This is a genomic window from Nitrosomonas marina (assembly GCF_900110145.1).
GTDB lineage: Bacteria > Pseudomonadota > Gammaproteobacteria > Burkholderiales > Nitrosomonadaceae > Nitrosomonas > Nitrosomonas marina.
The window spans coordinates 130,634-149,041 of record NZ_FOCP01000005.1; the positions used below are offsets into that span (position 1 = coordinate 130,634).

The 18,408-nt window shown below is 43.8% G+C and carries 14 protein-coding genes and 1 tRNA gene; 13 read left to right on the forward strand and 2 right to left on the reverse strand.

What is annotated here, in order from left to right:
• On the reverse strand, window positions 1–714 hold the full coding sequence (locus tag BMX44_RS05205; RefSeq protein ID WP_090629137.1) for a Crp/Fnr family transcriptional regulator: 714 nt from the start codon (window positions 712–714) through the stop codon (window positions 1–3).
• Window positions 715–992: 278 nt separating this feature from the next.
• Window positions 993–2,048, reverse strand: coding sequence for a L,D-transpeptidase family protein (locus tag BMX44_RS05210; RefSeq protein ID WP_177167677.1), 1,056 nt, complete (start codon window positions 2,046–2,048; stop codon window positions 993–995).
• Between the two features lie 254 nt (window positions 2,049–2,302).
• Between BMX44_RS05210 and BMX44_RS05215 the strand changes: the two genes are divergently transcribed.
• The 13 genes from BMX44_RS05215 (at window position 2,303) to mltF (ending at window position 18,380) form a co-directional block, all read left to right on the forward strand.
• Window positions 2,303–3,217: a 2-hydroxy-3-oxopropionate reductase gene (locus BMX44_RS05215; protein WP_090629141.1), complete on the forward strand. Its 915-nt coding sequence runs from the start codon at window positions 2,303–2,305 to the stop codon at window positions 3,215–3,217.
• A gap of 24 nt (window positions 3,218–3,241) precedes the next feature.
• A complete protein-coding gene (locus BMX44_RS05220) occupies window positions 3,242–4,693 on the forward strand; it encodes an FAD-linked oxidase C-terminal domain-containing protein (protein WP_090628995.1) in 1,452 nt (483 codons plus the stop codon).
• Between the two features lie 19 nt (window positions 4,694–4,712).
• Entirely contained in the window at window positions 4,713–5,789 is a 1,077-nt protein-coding gene (gene glcE, locus BMX44_RS05225; RefSeq protein WP_090628998.1) for a glycolate oxidase subunit GlcE, read from the forward strand.
• Between the two features lie 13 nt (window positions 5,790–5,802).
• Window positions 5,803–7,047 (forward strand): glycolate oxidase subunit GlcF, encoded by a 1,245-nt coding sequence (gene glcF, locus BMX44_RS05230; RefSeq protein ID WP_090629000.1) that lies wholly within the window; start codon window positions 5,803–5,805, stop codon window positions 7,045–7,047.
• A gap of 307 nt (window positions 7,048–7,354) precedes the next feature.
• Window positions 7,355–8,752: a polynucleotide adenylyltransferase PcnB gene (gene pcnB, locus BMX44_RS05235; RefSeq protein ID WP_090629143.1), complete on the forward strand. Its 1,398-nt coding sequence runs from the start codon at window positions 7,355–7,357 to the stop codon at window positions 8,750–8,752.
• Between the two features lie 2 nt (window positions 8,753–8,754).
• Window positions 8,755–9,261 (forward strand): 2-amino-4-hydroxy-6-hydroxymethyldihydropteridine diphosphokinase, encoded by a 507-nt coding sequence (gene folK, locus BMX44_RS05240; RefSeq protein ID WP_090629003.1) that lies wholly within the window; start codon window positions 8,755–8,757, stop codon window positions 9,259–9,261.
• Between the two features lie 65 nt (window positions 9,262–9,326).
• Complete coding sequence (gene panB / locus BMX44_RS05245) at window positions 9,327–10,121, forward strand: 3-methyl-2-oxobutanoate hydroxymethyltransferase (RefSeq protein ID WP_090629005.1); 795 nt, start codon at window positions 9,327–9,329, stop codon at window positions 10,119–10,121.
• 14 nt (window positions 10,122–10,135) lie between these two features.
• A complete protein-coding gene (gene panC, locus BMX44_RS05250) occupies window positions 10,136–10,981 on the forward strand; it encodes a pantoate--beta-alanine ligase (protein ID WP_090629008.1) in 846 nt (281 codons plus the stop codon).
• A gap of 75 nt (window positions 10,982–11,056) precedes the next feature.
• Window positions 11,057–12,421 carry a chromosomal replication initiator protein DnaA gene (dnaA, locus tag BMX44_RS05255; RefSeq protein ID WP_090629010.1) on the forward strand — a complete coding sequence of 455 codons (1,365 nt, stop codon included), beginning with the start codon at window positions 11,057–11,059 and terminating at the stop codon, window positions 12,419–12,421.
• 200 nt (window positions 12,422–12,621) lie between these two features.
• On the forward strand, window positions 12,622–13,737 hold the full coding sequence (gene dnaN, locus BMX44_RS05260; RefSeq protein ID WP_090629013.1) for a DNA polymerase III subunit beta: 1,116 nt from the start codon (window positions 12,622–12,624) through the stop codon (window positions 13,735–13,737).
• A 39-nt stretch (window positions 13,738–13,776) separates the two neighbouring features.
• Window positions 13,777–16,194 carry a DNA topoisomerase (ATP-hydrolyzing) subunit B gene (gene gyrB / locus BMX44_RS05265; RefSeq protein WP_090629016.1) on the forward strand — a complete coding sequence of 806 codons (2,418 nt, stop codon included), beginning with the start codon at window positions 13,777–13,779 and terminating at the stop codon, window positions 16,192–16,194.
• A 650-nt stretch (window positions 16,195–16,844) separates the two neighbouring features.
• A tRNA-Arg gene (locus tag BMX44_RS05270) sits at window positions 16,845–16,921 on the forward strand.
• Between the two features lie 172 nt (window positions 16,922–17,093).
• Complete coding sequence (gene mltF, locus BMX44_RS05275; RefSeq protein ID WP_177167678.1) at window positions 17,094–18,380, forward strand: membrane-bound lytic murein transglycosylase MltF; 1,287 nt, start codon at window positions 17,094–17,096, stop codon at window positions 18,378–18,380.
• The last annotated feature ends 28 nt before the right edge of the window (window positions 18,381–18,408 follow it).

Genomic DNA, 18,408 nt, shown 5'->3' on the forward strand with positions numbered 1-18,408 from the left:
CTAAATACTGCCTCTCACCATATTGACCATATCCGTCAGCCTGGCAATATTGAGAATATGTAAATCATGTCCTTTACGCAAGACAATCTTTTTTTTTGCCAAACTGCTCAGTTCACGTGTTACCGCTTCGCGATGCGTACTGACCAAGTTGGCAATTTCAAAATGAGTCGGTGCTGGCGAGATCAGGGCTGTATTGGGACCCGTGATATTTTTTTTGGCAATACGCAGTAATTCGGCCTGTATGCGGTTACTGACGGCAAGTGTACTAAAATCGTAAACGCGTTCGGTCAATCTGCGAACTTCACCTGTCAGGCGCTTTAAAATAGCATTTGCAACATAGCGGTTCGAATAAATCATTTCCATAAAGTCGGTTGCCGTCATCGAAGCCAGTAACGTGCTTGTTTTGGCAAATACGGTTGCCGAACGCGGTCTGTTGTCAATTGCTGTCAGCTCGCCAAACATTTCTCCAGCTGCCAGATCACACAGGATTACCTCGTGACCTGTTAACGAATGATAAACAACGCGTATTTCTCCCTGAGCGATAAAAAATACGCTATTTGATTTGTCATGAAAGCGAATGATCTCTTCATTTTCTTCATACCTGTACCAATGACAAACACTGGTAATTTCAAGCAAATCGGTAGAGGACAATGCCTGGAATTCCCGAATGATTGAGAGCATCGCGCATGCCCGTTCGGCAGATATTTGCCGCATAATTGCCATTACTTTTCGTCTCGCAAGGGGTCGTAATCAATTCATCAATAACTTAAAGACTAACACACAACAATAGCTACTGAAATCGAATCAGCAGGTTACGAATCCTTATCAATATCCATATACAACAGGCAGATGATTCAGGTAAATTAGTTTCGTTAGACAGTCTTCTGGAATTGATCTGATATCTGATTATTGCTAGACAGGTTAGACAGGCAAAATAACTGGATAAAGCGGTTGCAGAAAATCTTGTGACACACATTTGATACAAAAAATAGTTATTGGAGCTGTTCCGATTCCCGTATCTCTGCCGTAGTGAAATTTCCTTTAACATCATCCACCCAGGTTGCGTTGAATGGCAAAGTATTTTGTACATGCAACGCCAGATCCTGGTAGTTCTGCAATGAAATATTCGCTTTCGTAACCGGTAATGCGGTAGCGCGTGGATCGAGGATTGTCTCTTTGATTAAGCTATTGTTGAGCGTTTGATGCGGGCGCGCATTTATCTGTGCCTTAAGCGCAGAACGTGTTTCTTTTATCAACTTGCCAAACTGTTTATCATGGTTGCGCTTGTCGTCTTCAAGCACGGGGTATGCCTGCAGATACAACTGATCTCCACGCCAGCCAAGCAGGCGGGGCTGGTTTACAACGCGTACCGGTGTACCGACGGCGACTTCATTAAATAAACCAGCGATATCTTCAGGATACATGCGTATGCAACCGAAGCTGCCACGCATCCCAACGCTCGGTGGTTTATTAGTGCCATGAATGGCATATGTCGGCCAGCCAAGCCTCAACACATGGCTTCCCATCGGATTGTCAGGGCCTGGTGGAACAGCAGCTGGTAGCGGATTTCCGTTTCTGGCATACTCCTTGTGAATGGATGGTGTCGGTCTCCAGACCGGATTTTCGTCCTTGACAGTAATCCGGGTTGCGCCTACCGGCGTTTTCCATTGCAGGCGACCAATGCCAACAGGATGAGTGATTACCTTCTGCATTTCGCCGTCTTCTGCTTTTGGAAAATAAAACAACCGCATTGCTGCCAGGTTGATTACAATTCCCTCGCGAGGCGCATCCGGCAAGATAAATTGGGTGGGAATAATGATGCGCGTACCTGCACCCGGCAACCATGGATCAACGTCAGGATTAGCGGCAACAATTTCTTCGTACCCCAGATTGAATCGTCTCGCAATATCCGAAAGTGTATCTTCATAGTTCGCAGTAATAACCTGTACGTTACCAACTACGTCATCTCGAAATGGATCAAAGCTGAATTCATGACTTGCCACAGGCATAGGCAGTGCATCAACAGCTGAAACCGGTTCTTCAAACATGCGGTTTGTAAACGTCTGACAACCGCTTAACAACAAAAGAAAGCTGAAAAAACATGTCAGGCCGAACCAGCGATTTCGTATAAAACGTGAAATAATTGTAATCATTCTATGATATGGATATGACATTCACTCCAAATTTACCGGGTTTCGTACTACATCTCAATAAAGAAGCATACGTACAGACAATATTTGCGATAATCTTTATACTAATTAACAACAAACAATATTTTTTTACTGTATCAAAAAACAGCTTTATGGCAAATATCGGTTTTATCGGTCTTGGTATTATGGGAAAACCCATGGCATGGCACTTGCTACAAAGCGAGCATACCGTATATCTTCACACACGTAGCGGCGTACCGGATGATCTTGTCTCGAGTGGCGGAATTGCCTGTGCTACCCCTATGGAATTGGCGCAGCATGCGGATATAATCATCATGATGCTGCCTGATACACCGGATGTTGAAACTGTGTTGTTTGGTGACAGTGGTGTTGTCACCGGATTGCTTGCTGAATCCAGTCAACCGGTCACACGACGCGTGATCATAGACATGAGTACAATTTCACCGCTGGCTACGCGAACATTCGCATCAAAAATCAATGAACTCAACCACGATTATGTCGACGCACCTGTTTCAGGTGGTGATATCGGCGCACAAAAAGCCGCGTTAACAATCATGGTTGGTGCCGAAAAGGAAGTTTTTGACCGTATCAAGCCTGTTCTAGAGTTAATGGGAAAACAGGTCACCCTGATCGGCGGGATCGGTTCTGGGCAAATTTGCAAGATTGCTAACCAGATTATTGTCTCACTGACTATCGAAGCTGTAGGGGAAGCACTTTTATTTGTCTCCAGAGCCGGGGCTGATCCTCAAAAAGTTCGGCAGGCTTTAATGGGCGGTTTTGCCGGATCACGTGTTCTTGAAGTTCACGGTGAACGAATGATTGAACGTTGTTTCGATCCCGGGTTCAAAATTGAACTCCAGCAGAAAGATCTGGATATCGTGCTTGCCAGTGCTTCGACACTTGGCATCGCCCTGCCTAACACCGCGACGGTTAACGCGCTTTATAATGCGTGCATCGCACATGGCGGCGCCAAATGGGATAATTCGGCCATAGTAAAAATGCTGGAAAAGCTGGCAAATCATGAAATAACAAAACACAATGATTAATCTTTTTTTCGTCCACTGCAAAACATGTCTACCGATTTAGTCAAGAAACTGCGAACATTTCTACCTGTAGAATCGGTGTTGCACGAAAAGGAAGACCTCAAACCGTATGAATGTGACGGTTTGTCTGCTTACCGGCAAACGCCCATGATTGTCGTATTGCCACAAACGGAAACAGAAATCGTTCAAATTCTTAAACTATGTCATGCAACAAGTACGCCGATTGTTGCACGTGGTGCAGGTACGGGACTTTCAGGCGGCGCATTGCCGCACGCCAAAGGTATATTAATGTCTCTTGCTAAATTAAACCGTATTCTGGAGATAGACCCGCTTGCACGGACCGCACGTGTCCAGCCGGGTGTTCGAAATCTTGCTATCAGTGATACGGCAAGACCACACGGCCTTTATTACGCGCCAGACCCATCATCGCAGATTGCCTGTTCTATCGGTGGCAATGTTGCGGAAAACTCTGGTGGCGTGCATTGTCTGAAATACGGTTTGACCGTACACAATATTCTCAAGCTGCGCATCCTAACCATTGACGGTGAAGTTCTGGAAATAGGCAGTGACAGTCTGGATAATCCGGGTTTCGATCTGCTTGCTTTGATGACAGGCAGTGAAGGTATGCTTGGTATCGTCACCGAGATTACTGTCAGGCTGATTCCTCTCCCAGAAAAAGCGCAACTCGTCATGGCCACATTTGAGGATATTCAAAAAGCCGGCCAGGCCGTGGCCAACGTTATCGCTGCTGGCATTATTCCGGCCGGCATGGAAATGATGGATAAAATCACTATTCACGCCGTCGAAGCATTTCTGCACGCCGGCTATGATTTAAATGCTGAAGCCGTTCTTTTATGTGAATCGGACGGCACCGCCGAAGAAGTCGCCGACGAAATCGAACGCATTCATATCATCATGAAATCCAGCGGTGCTACCCGTATCACCACATCACAGAATGAAGCAGAACGGCTGCGCTTATGGGCTGGCCGCAAGGCTGCATTTCCGGCTGCCGGCCGGGTTTCACCGGATTATTACTGCATGGACGGTACCATCCCCAGAAAACATCTGGCAAATGTGTTAAAAGGTATCGACACATTGTCACAGGAATACGGTTTACGCTGTATGAATGTATTTCACGCCGGTGACGGCAATCTGCATCCGTTGATTTTGTACGACGCCAATACACCGGGCGAACTGGAAAAAACCGAAGAATTCGGAGGAAAGATTCTGGAAATGTGTATTCATGCCGGCGGTACGATTACCGGTGAACACGGTGTCGGTATGGAAAAAATCAATCAAATGTGCACCCAGTTCGCACCTGATGAATTGAGCCTGTTTCACGGTGTCAAAGCCGCTTTTGACCCACAGGGCCTGCTGAATCCTGGAAAAGCTGTACCGACACTGCATCGTTGCGCAGAACTCGGCGCCATGCATGTGCACAGTGGCTCGGAAAAATTTCCCGATTTGCCTCGCTTTTGAAATTATTTACACTGATTTTATGCAACAGACGCTTGTTGATCAATTCTCAGAAACCGTACGGACAGCAGCAAAAGTCAGGCAGCCGCTGCATATACGCGGCGGAAACAGCAAGTCTTTTTACGGTTATCCCCCCTCAGAACAGTCCCAGGTACTGGATATTTCGACATATCAAGGCGTTACTGATTATGAGCCGACTGAACTTGTCATCACTGCACGTGCAGGTACACGAATATCAGACATTGAATCGTTATTGCATCAGCACAATCAGATGCTGGCATTCGAGCCACCATATTTTGCTGATACCGCTACTATCGGCGGATGTATAGCTGCCGGACTGTCCGGTCCGCGCCGGGCATCGGCAGGTGCCGTACGTGATTTCGTGCTTGGGGTGCGCATACTCGATGGTACCGGACGCGATCTGCATTTTGGCGGGCAAGTAATGAAAAATGTAGCCGGTTACGATGTGTCGCGTCTGATGGTCGGTGCAATGGGTACACTCGGTGTTTTGCTTGAAGTTTCGCTTAAAGTGTTGCCGCTGCCGGCTGTTGAACAAACAATCAGTCTAAAAATGAACGAGATGGAAGCGATTGAGTTCATGAATCGTTGGGCCGGCAAACCATTGCCTATTTCCGCTACCAGCTATGTCAATGGACAACTTTATATGCGCCTTTCCGGTGCTGAATCTGCAGTTCGTGCTGCCCATATGCAACTCGGGGGCGAAATTTTCCCTGCAGGCAACACGTTATGGAAATCAATTCGCGAACATACGTACGATTTTTTCAAACCGTCGATACCTCTTTGGCGTCTATCTGTCAAATCTACTACGCCCCCTATTTCCTTTCCACAGACAAAACAATTGATCGAATGGAACGGGGCGCTACGTTGGCTATCCTGTCAGAAAGTACCAGCTGTGGATTCCATACGTCAGGCAGCAATAAAATACGGTGGTCATGCAACTCTTTTCCGAGGGTATTGCAGCACTGCTCCAATATTTCAGCCACTCAGCCCAGCGTTGGCGAGTATTCATCGACAGCTAAAGCAACAGTTTGATCCTGCCGGCATTCTTAACACGGGCCGTCTCTATCCAGAAATTTAAAAATTAAACACTCATGCAAACCAGACTCGCCGACTTCATAAAAAATTCTCCGCAGGGAAAAGAAGCAGACGCCATCTTGCGCAGCTGCGTCCATTGCGGATTCTGTCTGGCCACTTGTCCGACCTACCAACTGCTCGGTGACGAACTCGACAGTCCGCGCGGTCGTATTTATTTGATGAAGCAAATGCTAGAAGGCCAGCCTGTTAGCTGGAAAACCCAGTTACACCTTGACCGGTGTTTGACCTGCCGCGCATGCGAATCCACCTGTCCATCCGGAGTACGATATGCCGAACTAGTCGATATCAGCAGAGATTTAGTTGAAAAACAGGTAAAACGCCCTGCCGGGAAAAAAATGCTGCGCTACCTGTTACGCAAGATTTTACCAAATCCTTTATTGTTCAAACCTCTGATCAAGAGCGGTCGATTCATGCGCCCGCTGTTACCGTCGGGTTTGAAAAAAAAGATACCCACAATACGCAAATCTCAAAGACAATGGCCGGCTGCACGTCACAGACGCAAAATGATGGTACTCGAAGGCTGCGTTCAACCAACATTATCGCCTGACATCAATCCGGCCACCGCCCGAGTTCTGGACACGCTGGGTATTTCACTGATCACGACCGCACAATCCGGCTGCTGCGGCGCGCTTGCCTACCATTTGAATGCACAGGCTGAAGGTGTAAAAGCCATGCGCAAAAACATTGATGCCTGGTGGCCATTTATTGAACGTAATGAGATTGAAGCAATCGTTATGACTGCGAGCGGATGCGGCGTCACCGTCAAGGAATACGGTCATATTCTGCGCCACGATCCAGCATATGCAAATAAAGCCGCACGTATATCAGCGATTACCAAAGATATCAGCGAAATTCTTGCAACCGAAAAAGAATCTCTCAAACTCCTTTTAAACAAGCATAAATCTGGCTCAATTAGCCCCAGGATCGCGTTTCATTCTCCCTGCACACTCCAACATGGCCAGCAGGTTCGCGGTCTGGCAGAGCAAATTCTGCTGGCTGCCGGCTTTCAACTCACCAGTGTACCCGATGGCCATCTTTGCTGCGGATCCGCTGGAACATATTCCATTTTGCAGCCTGAGCTGTCACAACAATTGCTTAAAAACAAGGTAACCGCACTCGAGTCCGACCAGCCAACAGAAATCGCTACTGCCAATATCGGCTGCCTGACGCATCTGCAAAACGGCACAAAACTGCCGGTTCGGCACTGGATTGAGTTGCTGGATGAACAGCTGTCCCAGTGATATTGGGTCGCTTTCATCAGCACTTTACGCCTGACATTCGTCACGAATTCTTATAATTTATGACGTTGTCAACTTTTCACCCCGTAGAAACTATTCCAGATCCAGTGATCCTATACAGAAAAGAAAAGCAGCGTTTTTTCTCAACCAATACGGAGCAACGAGACAATTTTTACAGTAAACCATTTCTATTGACATAGCACAGCCGCCATTCAAAAACCCCACATATCCGAGACAAATTCTTCTCTTCACATTATTCCACCGCACGACTCAGTGTATAATTTACAGTAGATGTTTTTTGTATTTTGCAATGATTCGAAAATTTTTCAACCAAGTCTTTAAACGAAAAATCGCAACTGGAACTGCCAACCTGAAGCTACGCATAATACCGTTCAGCAAGCATGGAATTAACCGTAACCAGATCAGTCCATGTGCACTCAAAACCGCGCATGAGCTGCAAAAAGCCGGTTTTTCCGCATTTATTGTCGGTGGTGCTGTAAGAGATATATTACTTGGTCTCAAACCAAAGGATTTTGACATTGCCACGAATGCTACACCTGAACAAGCCCGTTGCCTGTTCAGACGTTCTCGCATTATTGGTCGGCGCTTTCGCTTACTGCATGTTATGTGCGGAAACGAAACAGTGGAAGTATCGACATTCAGGGGGCCATTACCCGATAGTGACACGCTTACAGAAGTAAAAACCTACACAGATCAACATGGCCGATTGCTACGGGATAATGTATTCGGCAGCCAGGAGGAAGATGCTGTGCGGCGCGATTTTACTCTGAATGCACTTTTTTACGATCCGTTCAGTGAAGAAATTTACGATTACCTCGATGGCTACACTGATCTTAAAGCGCAAACTCTGCGCATTATTGGCGATCCGGTAACCCGCTATCGAGAAGATCCCGTACGCATGCTCAGAGCAGTACGACTGGCGGCCAAACTAGATATGCAGATCGATTCCAGTACCGCTAAGCCCATAGGTGACCTGGCACCGTTACTACAAAACGTACCGCCTGCTCGACTACTGGACGAAATGTTAAAGCTGCTATTGTCAGGTCACGCACTTTCATGTGTTGTCGATCTGCGTCAGCGCGGTCTGCATCACGGTTTATTGCCTATGCTGGATGTTATTTTGGAACAACCGTTGGGTGAACGTTTTATCACTCTTGCCCTAAAAAATACTGACGATAGAATTCAACAGGGTAAGCACGTATCACCAGCTTTTTTATTTGCATCATTATTGTGGCACGAAGTCCTGGCGACATGGAACAGCTACAAAAATTCCGGAGAAAATCCACTTACAGCACTATATCGGGCGATTAATGATGTGTTATCCAAACAGCAAAAAAATCTGGCTATACCGCGCCGTTTCAGTACAACCATTACAGAAATCTGGTCAATGCAGCCGAGATTTGAATCGAGAGTTGGTCGCAAACCTTTCCGGCTGGTTGCTCACCCACGCATTCGCGCCGCGTACGATTTTATGCTGCTGCGTTGTGAAAGTGGAGAAATAAGCCAGGAACTGGCTACATGGTGGACGGATTTTATGTCTGCTGATATGGACACACGGCAAAAAATGATTCCAAAACCGGTTTCAACCAGAAAGCGAAAAAACCGCTCTCGCCGGAAACCATCATCTCACAATGCTTCTACAGATCATACACTTGCCTCGACCGGAAAAACTAAAGACACGCTTTAACAATGCTGCAAACTGATACACAATATAATACTGCTTATATCGCTTTAGGCAGCAACCTTGACAACCCCTGCGAGCAGATAAGTTCTGCTTATCTAGAGATTGACGCATTGCCTGGAACATCTTTAATACAACACTCTTCATTGTATAAAAGCGCTCCCATCGCGCAACAAAAGCAACCGGACTATATCAATGCAGTTGCAAAAATCACAACTGTTCTAACACCTCTGGAGCTACTGGATACGTTACTGTCTATTGAATTGCAGCATGGCCGCGTGCGTGAATACCGCAACGCGCCTCGTACACTTGATCTGGACATTCTGCTTTATGGTGCTATGCAAATAAACAGCAGCCATCTGACGATACCGCATCCACGCATGATACAACGTGCCTTTGTCCTGCAACCATTAATGGAAATCTCTCCGGATTGTTGCATTCCGGGACATGGTAAAATCAGCCAACTGGTTGTCGCATGCTCCGATCAGGTCATATCGCGGCTGAATTATTCCTAGTCAAACATTTTTTTGAATCATATCATTTTTTACCCACATAAATCCTTTAAAATCAAGCTATTTACATGAGAACTTCTATCAGCTCTCTACAGAAAATACATCAAAATGGCGAGAAATTCACCGTGTTGACCTGCTATGATGCGACTTTTTCTCACGTGCTAGAAGCATGCGGTGTTGACGTTCTGCTGGTAGGCGATTCACTGGGAAATGTCATTCAAGGAGAAGAAACGACCTTATCTGTTACACTAGAGCAAATAATATATCATACCCGTTGTGTTGCTCGTGGTGCCAAAAAAGCCTTTATCATGACTGATATGCCCTTTGGCACAGCACAACTATCACCTGAATGCACATTTGATAACGCGTGCCAAATTATGGCAGCAGGCGCCCAGATGGTTAAAATCGAGGGTGGCCGCATTATGACAGACACAATTCAATTTCTAACACAACGTGGTATACCGGTTTGTGCCCATATAGGCCTGACACCACAGTCGATTCACCAATTGGGCGGCTACAAAATCCAGGGTAATACAGAAAGATCAGCAAGTCGTTTATTAAGTGAAGCCAAGTCACTTGAGCAATCCGGTGCAGCAATGTTGCTAATGGAATTGGTTCCAGCACCGCTCGCCAAGAAAATAACTGCGTCCATATCAATTCCTACAATCGGAATTGGTGCGGGTGCAAATTGCACCGCTCAAGTACTTGTTTTACATGACATGCTTGGTTTATATCAGGATAACAAGGCCAAATTTGTCAAAAATTTTATGACCGAATCCTGCAACATTCAAGATGCGATTCGCAATTATGTTAAGGCGGTCAAGACAGGTCAGTTTCCTGATAAAACTCACGAATACCCATAACAGTTTATTAAAAATTGAAAATTGTTGAAACCATAGCAGCGTTGCGCCATACGCTGCAAAATGAAGAGAACATTGCCTTTGTGCCTACAATGGGAAATCTGCACGACGGACATCTGGCGCTGGTTAAAAAAGCAAAAAAGGAGGCTGGTTTTGTTGTCGTCAGTATATTCGTCAATCCACTCCAGTTTTTGCCCAGCGAAGATTTTAATCAGTATCCGCGATCCTTTGAAGCCGATTGCAGACTGTTGCGCAATCTTGATGTCGATGTTGTATTTGCACCCGACGAAAAAATGCTTTTTCCGTTTCAGCAGGAAATCCTGATACGACTTCCTGCTGTTGCAGATATGCTGGAAGGCGAGTTCCGCCCGGGTTTTTTCCAGGGTGTAGCTACCATTGTTATCAAATTTTTTAATATTATTCAACCAGATATAGCTATTTTTGGAAAAAAGGACTACCAGCAGCTGCATATTATCCGATTAATGGTGCAACAACTCAATTTTCCGATTAGAATTCTGGATACGGAAATTATTCGTGCTACTGATGGTCTTGCACTAAGCTCCCGTAATCAATACTTAAACGGACCAGAACGCCAGGAAGCCTGTCAACTTTTTCAGGTATTAAACAACATCGTTTGTGGAATAACATCCGGGCAACGCGACTTTCTATTCTTAGAAAAAGAGGCGATTGAATATCTTTCAGGAAGAGGCTGGCTTGTTGACTATGTTTCGATTGTTAATCAGCAAACCCTGTTACCGGCACGAACTGGAGAACAACAACTTGCAGTACTGGCAGCAGCAAGAATTGGAAAAACCAGGTTGATCGATAACATTGAATTTACAGTTAAATCCGATATTGGTTGAAATCTGTACCGAATACTACAGTTTTTAAAACCTGTCATTATCTGATACCGATTAAATTTTAATTAAAGTTGAATTATGCAGGCATTTGATAGTTTCTGGTTAGCTTGTCTTGAACACTTTAAAAAAGAATTGAATGCACAGCAATTCAACACCTGGATCAAACCGTTACAGCTGGAAGGAAACAACCTGGATAACTGTGCCGAAGTCGTCATTATTGCCCCCAACCGATTTGTTCTGCAATGGGTTCAAGACAATTTTATAAACCATATTAAAACCATGGCAAAATCGCACTTTTCGCGAGAAATTCAGTTCCAGCTGAAAATCGCCGACCCGGCAACAATCAATAACAAAACCATCCGTGCAGAAAAAAAAACCCCAGTTGCAGCACAATCTGAACGACCGAAAAGCAGTAGAAGAACACCGAGTCAGCTCAATCCTAATTTTACCTTCGATAATTTTGTAACCGGGAAAGCCAACCAGCTGGCACGAGCAGGTGCTTTACAGGTTGCCGAATCACCAGGAATCGCATACAACCCGCTCTTTATTTATGGTGGCGTTGGTCTAGGCAAAACACATCTGATTCAGGCAATCGGCAATTCAGTTCACGAAAACAATAAACAGGCGAAAATCCGTTATGTACATGCGGAAAAATATGTTTCCGATGTCGTCAATGCCTATCAGCATAAATCATTTGATCAGTTCAAACTCTACTACCACTCACTGGATCTTTTACTTGTCGATGACGTACAATTTTTCGGCGGTAAAAACCGTACTCAGGAAGAATTCTTTTATGCCTTTAATGCACTCATAGAAGCACATAAACAGGTTATTATCACATGTGATTCCTACCCAAAAGAAATTTCCGGATTGGAAGAACGACTAGTTTCACGTTTTGGCTGGGGTTTAACGGTAGCCATCGAACCGCCTGAGCTGGAAATGCGTGTTGCCATTTTGATTAAAAAAGCAGAACAAGAGGCATTAAAACTCGACGAAAACGTCGCTTTTTTCATTGCTAAATATATCCGTTCAAATGTACGCGAACTGGAAGGTGCATTAAAAAGGGTCATGGCCTTCTCTCGTTTTATAGAACAAGATATTACACTGGATATCGCCAAAGAAGCTTTGAAAGATCTACTTGCTGTCCAAAACCGCCAAATTTCAATTGAAAACATCCAAAAAACAGTGGCAGATTACTATAAAATAAAAGTATCCGAAATGTATTCAAAAAAAAGATCCCGCGTAGTGGCAAGACCCCGTCAAATGGCCATGGCAATTGCAAAGGAATTGACAACACTAAGCCTGCCCGATATCGGTGAAGCGTTTGGAGGCAGAGACCATACAACCGTTCTCCATGGTCATAGAAAAATCAACGAACTTCGTGCTTCTGATCCTGCAATTAGTCGAGATTACAATACACTAATGCACATTCTACGCGGCTAAAAAACCTTATTAATAACTCTTTAATAAATTGTGAATAACCTTTCTATTAAGCAACCAGTTATTGTTTTCCACAAACAATTCACTGAATTATTCTGCTTTTATACAAAAGTTATAATCGATTCAAATGATTGATTTTTATATAAAATATTAATTTATTCATATTTTCACATGACATTTATTAATTATTACCAAATATATATATGATATTAATCAAAACAAACCGGGACAATTTGATCAAACCTCTGCAAATAGTCACGGGTATTGTAGAAAGACGGCAAACATTCCCCATATTGTCAAATGTTTACATACAAAATCATGATAATGAAATGCGTTTTTTGACGTCGGATTCAGAAATGCAAATTGAAACTGCATTCGTTCATGAAAAAAGCAAGAAACAGAATTTTGCATTGACAGTGCCGGCAAAAAAAATGCAGGATATACTTCGATCTCTTGATCCTGACACTGAAGTATCACTTTTAAGAAAAGATGAAAAACTTCAAATTAGATCAGGTAACAGCCAATTCAGTTTACAGATCCTGCCACCCGAGGATTTTCCTATAATTACAGAAGAACATGAAGCGACAGCCGAGTTCTCTCTACCACAAAATATTCTCAAAAATCTGCTGAACAAAGTTCAGTATGCGATTGCAGAACAAGACATTCGTTATTTTCTGAACGGCGTGTTACTATCGGTTCAAAATGGGGAACTGATCACTGTAGGAACGGATACCCATCGTTTGGCATTTGCGTCTACGCCGACACAATTGAATGAAAATAATCTTTCTGTAATTTTACCGCGTAAAACGGTAGCCGAACTACTCAAGTTGCTTAAAGACGATGAAACCCCTGCCAACATCAAAATTTTTCCTAAGAGAGTCATGCTGTCATTTTCCGGTATTGAGCTGGTTTCAAAAGTAATCGATGGTCAATACCCCAATTTCAACCGTGCCATTCCAGCTCAGAACGACAAAACATTCGATCTTGACCGGGTATCTTTTCTCCATGTGTTGCAGCGAGTGTCCATACTTTCAAATTCAAACGAACTGCTCAGGGGTGTAAGGCTGCTTATCAACAGAGATAAGCTATGTGTAATCTGTAAAAATGCCGAGCAAGAGGAAGCTTATGATGAAATCGCTATTAGCTACGATGGTGAGGAAATTGATTACAGTCTGAATATTACCTATCTCATGGATCTTTTGAACAATGTATCGACAGATACATTTCGTTTGGCATTTGCCAATGCCTCATCGAGTGTTTTAATTACGATTCCTGACCACGATGACTTTAAGTATGTCATTATGCCCATGAGGATTTAATCTGTTATTACATTGATTTAACTTTAAAAAAGTATATACATGAATAAAGATAAAAAGAATTTTCCTGAAAACGAAAATGACTATGGTTCAGACAGCATCAGAATACTGAAAGGACTCGATGCTGTACGCAAGCGTCCCGGTATGTATATCGGAGATACCAGTGATGGTACAGGCTTACATCATATGGTATTTGAGGTAGTGGACAATGCAATTGACGAGGCACTGGCTGGATACTGCGATGAAATTATTGTAGCCCTGCATCCTGACAATTCTGTCAGTGTTCATGATAATGGCAGGGGTATTCCAACAGGTATTAAGCACGATGACGAGCAAAAACGTTCAGCGGCAGAAATCGTTATGACAGAATTACATGCCGGCGGAAAATTTGATGATAATTCCTACAAAGTTTCCGGTGGCTTGCACGGTGTCGGTGTATCCGTAGTCAATGCATTGTCGGAATGGCTGCATTTAACGATCCGCCGCGACGGCAAGATCCATGAAATGGAGTTTCGCATGGGCACTCCCGTCAAGCCACTTGAAATAGTGGGTACCGCAGAGCGGCATGGTACTGAAGTACATTTTTTGGCAAGCAAGGAAATTTTTGGGAATGTTGAGTATCACTACGACATATTTGCCAAGCGTCTACGTGAACTTTCTTTTCTAAACAATGGGATAAAAATTCATCTAGTGGACCAGCGTCAGGGGAAAGAAGAAACATTTGCTTTTACAGGTGGTATCAAAAATTTCGTTGAATATATCAACCGCACCAAAACAGTGTTGCACCCCAGCATTTTTTTCACTTCGGGAATAAAAGATGGTATTACAGTTGAAGTTGCCATGCAGTGGAGCGACAGTTATAGCGAGCAGGTACTATGCTTTACCAACAATATACCGCAGAAAGATGGCGGCGCCCATTTAACCGGTCTACGGGCGGCCATGACGCGTACGCTCAATAGCTATATTGAAAAAAATGAGTTGGCAAAAAAGGCCAAAGTGGAGACAACAGGTGATGATATGCGCGAAGGATTGTCATGCGTGCTGTCAGTAAAATTGTTCGAGCCGAAATTTTCCTCTCAAACCAAGGAAAAACTGGTTTCCTCGGAAGTCAGACCCGTAGTTGAAGAAATTGTATCTCAGAAGCTGGCAGAATTTCTTCTGGAAAACCCGGCTGATGCCAAGCTTATCTGCAACAAAATACTGGATGCTGCAAGAGCGCGGGAAGCGGCGCGCAAAGCACGGGAGTTAACCCGCCGCAAAGGAGTGCTTGATAACATGGGGTTGCCCGGAAAGCTGGCAGATTGCCAGGAGAAAAACCCTGAACTCTGCGAGCTTTATCTGGTGGAGGGAGATTCTGCCGGCGGATCGGCAAAACAGGGCCGTGATCGTAAATTTCAGGCAATTATGCCGTTGAAAGGTAAAATTCTAAATGTCGAAAAATCGCGTTTCGACAAGCTGATATCCTCGCAGGAAATTATTGCATTGATAACTGCATTAGGTACAGGCATAGGTAAGGATGAATATAATCCTGACAAACTGCGCTATCACCGAATTATTATCATGACTGACGCAGATGTGGATGGTTCGCATATTAGAACGTTGCTGTTAACATTTTTTTACCGGCAAATGCCGGAGTTGATTGAACGGGGACATGTTTATATAGCGCAACCTCCGCTATACAAAATCAAACATGGAAAAAAAGAACATTATCTGAAAGATGACTATGAACTGAAACAATATATACTGGGGCTGGCATTAGCAGACGCAAAATTTTATAACGAAAAAGAGAAACCACCGCTAACCGGAGAAACGCTGGAAAAGATCGCTACAGAATATTTATTAGCAGAGGCCGTGATTGAGCGCATGAGTCGCTCCACCGATAGTTCAGTCATGTATGCATTATTGCATCAACCGGAAATAGATTTAAGCAGTGAAGAGAACGCGACAAATAGTACTAAGCGCTTGGCTAATTATGTTCATGATACTGAAATAAAAGCAGAATATGACGAAATGAACGAACGCTATCGTCTTCGAATTGAGCGTTTGTCGCATGGAAATGTAAATGTCAGCTATTTGGATCAGGAGTTCCTACATAGTGGTGACTATGCTCAGATTAAAAAAACCTATCAGCTGTTTGATGGTCTCATTAAGGAAGGCGCCTATATTGAGCGCGGTGAAAAGAAACAGCTTGTCAGCAACTTTAAACAAGCGCTTGAATGGCTGCTCGAGGAAGCAAAAAAAGGGATTAACATTCAGCGCTATAAAGGGCTTGGCGAAATGAATCCTGCGCAGTTGTGGGAAACGACTATGGATCCATCAAACCGCAGGCTGCTGCGTGCACAGATTGAGGATAGTATTTTGACAGATGAGATTTTTACAACATTGATGGGTGATGTGGTTGAGCCACGTAGAGCGTTTATTGAAAATAATGCGCTACGTGCTACAAATATCGACGTGTAGATGATGGTGAGAGTCTTTATCATTGTCAAGAAACGCTATAAAAGTAACGCAAGGCGAGATGTATCGATATAACATCTTCCGTTGAATTTCTCATAATCCTATTTTAAGTATATTCAAGTAAATCGTTTCTGTAGGGTTTGTTTGCAAATACCCAGCATGGTCAGTACGCGGGTTGATAATTGCCATCTTTCTGTACCCTGGTGAGTGAGGAAAATCAGGACCCAGGGACAAATAATCTGAATCGCCATGCAGTCGCGATTTTCAGTACAAATTCTCATAATAACTTGGTTACACCAATCCAGTCGATATAAGGGGCAGCCTCATTGAAGCACTTATATGATTGGCTTTGGCGTGTTTATAGGGTTCCGGTATACGATCAACAAGTCCATGAATTATTGGATGAAGTACTAGGGGGATTGTGAAAACTCAGGATCCTGTTACATTTTCCTCGTGTACTATTTCCCAAGCAAACAGAAGCTAAATATGCCTTTCTAAATATACAGTGTTGGTATAGAGGCTTATGATGGTTTTATGATCGGTTTTGCATTGATATAAACTTTTGATCGTACTTATATCGAGTATGAATTGGACGTTTCGTGGAAAAGAGGTTATTCTGTCTGGTTTACTGGTACGGTTAGTTTTTTATTCATGCGCCCATAGCTCAGTTGGATAGAGTACCGCTCTCCGAAGGCGGGGGTCACACGTTCGAATCGTGTTGGGCGCACCACCATTATCAGGTTACCAGACTGTTCACATCCATATCTGCTTATTTGCGGTTTTGATTGATTTGTTATTGATTTAAGATATTTTATTGATATCGACTGGTTCAATCATTTATGTGTACAGCAAAAATACGGTTTGCCACTATCATACTATATGGCGTTTTTCTGTCAGGGTGTATGCCGTCGAACAAACCGGTTCCACCTTTTGCAATGACTAATGAGTTGGTGGTCATAACAATTGCGCACGCTGATAATTTTCATATTGATTCCGAAGGTAATTTTTCTGGCATTACTTTTGATTTAGTGAATGAATTTGCTGCGGAAATTGGATTGGAAATACGTTTTATAGTAATGCCCAGACTTGAATTGGCGCTGGCAGCGTTAAAGCAGCATCAGGCTCATTTTGCAATTGGTCTGGATATTCCTGACCAGTATGCCTATCGTTTTATTCTTGGGCCAGTTTATTTACATACACATCATCAAATTGCTTTTAATGCAGGTAATTTCGAGCCTACAGATTTACAGCAGCTTATTGGTAAGAAGATCGAGGTTCCGGTGGGGTCAACGCACGAGAACCTGTTACAGAAAATGAAGGTTAAAATACCTGGTTTGGCATGGTCTGCAGTTCCCCAATCGAGCGAAATATTACTCATAAAACTGGACAAAGGGGAAATTGACTATACAGTTGCAGATTCGTTAGATATCAAAAAAGCCAATCACTTTCATCACCGAGTCAAAGGTGCTTTTGAACTGGATGTATCAGCAAGTCGTTGGATTTTTCCTAAATACACTGAAAACCTGTTGATTGACAAAGTCAATGAATTTTTTGAAAGGATCAAGCAGGAGGGCGTGCTGGGCCAGTTGCTGGATAGTTATAGTGGATCTTATTATCAGCTCAGTCCGGGAGATATTTATTTTTTTAAGAAAAAAATATATTCGCGACTGCCAGTTTTAAAGAAATATTTCATGCAGGCTGCCAGAATAACCGGTATCGACTGGCGGCTGCTCGCTGCATTGGCGTATCAGGAATCACACTGGAACCCGCGAGCCAAATCACCAACAGGTGTCAGCGGCATCATGATGTTGACGCGGGAAACGGCAAGGAGGATGGGAATCGATAATCTTGCAGATACACGTATGAATATACTTGGAGGTGCACGATATTTGAAACTGTTGAAGGAAAAAATTCCGGAGAGTGTTCCAGAGCCAGACCGGACCTGGATGGCGCTGGCTGCTTATAATCAAGGATATGGACGGGTTATTGATGCGCGTGCACTGGCAATGCGCTTTAATCTAAACCCGGATTTATGGATCGATCTAAAAAAAATGTTGCCATTACTGAACAAACAGCACTACGCTGAGGAAATCAAATATGGTCATGCAAGGGGTGATGAAGCGGTGACGCTTACAAATTCAGTAAGAGCGTACTACGAGATATTAAAACGCATCACAATTGAAGAATAATTTTTTCTCTGATTATTTTAACGAAACA

Bases quoted from the DNA above. Each gene is read 5' to 3' on its own strand.
- BMX44_RS05205 (WP_090629137.1), bottom strand. From the start codon at position 714: ATGCGGCAAATATCTGCCGAACGGGCATGCGCGATGCTCTCAATCATT.
- BMX44_RS05210 (WP_177167677.1), bottom strand. From the start codon at position 2,048: ATGTTTGAAGAACCGGTTTCAGCTGTTGATGCACTGCCTATGCCTGTG.
- BMX44_RS05215 (WP_090629141.1), top strand. From the start codon at position 2,303: ATGGCAAATATCGGTTTTATCGGTCTTGGTATTATGGGAAAACCCATG.
- BMX44_RS05220 (WP_090628995.1), top strand. From the start codon at position 3,242: ATGTCTACCGATTTAGTCAAGAAACTGCGAACATTTCTACCTGTAGAA.
- glcE (WP_090628998.1), top strand. From the start codon at position 4,713: ATGCAACAGACGCTTGTTGATCAATTCTCAGAAACCGTACGGACAGCA.
- glcF (WP_090629000.1), top strand. From the start codon at position 5,803: ATGCAAACCAGACTCGCCGACTTCATAAAAAATTCTCCGCAGGGAAAA.
- pcnB (WP_090629143.1), top strand. From the start codon at position 7,355: ATGATTCGAAAATTTTTCAACCAAGTCTTTAAACGAAAAATCGCAACT.
- folK (WP_090629003.1), top strand. From the start codon at position 8,755: ATGCTGCAAACTGATACACAATATAATACTGCTTATATCGCTTTAGGC.
- panB (WP_090629005.1), top strand. From the start codon at position 9,327: ATGAGAACTTCTATCAGCTCTCTACAGAAAATACATCAAAATGGCGAG.
- dnaA (WP_090629010.1), top strand. From the start codon at position 11,057: ATGCAGGCATTTGATAGTTTCTGGTTAGCTTGTCTTGAACACTTTAAA.
- dnaN (WP_090629013.1), top strand. From the start codon at position 12,622: ATGATATTAATCAAAACAAACCGGGACAATTTGATCAAACCTCTGCAA.
- gyrB (WP_090629016.1), top strand. From the start codon at position 13,777: ATGAATAAAGATAAAAAGAATTTTCCTGAAAACGAAAATGACTATGGT.
- mltF (WP_177167678.1), top strand. From the start codon at position 17,094: ATGCCGTCGAACAAACCGGTTCCACCTTTTGCAATGACTAATGAGTTG.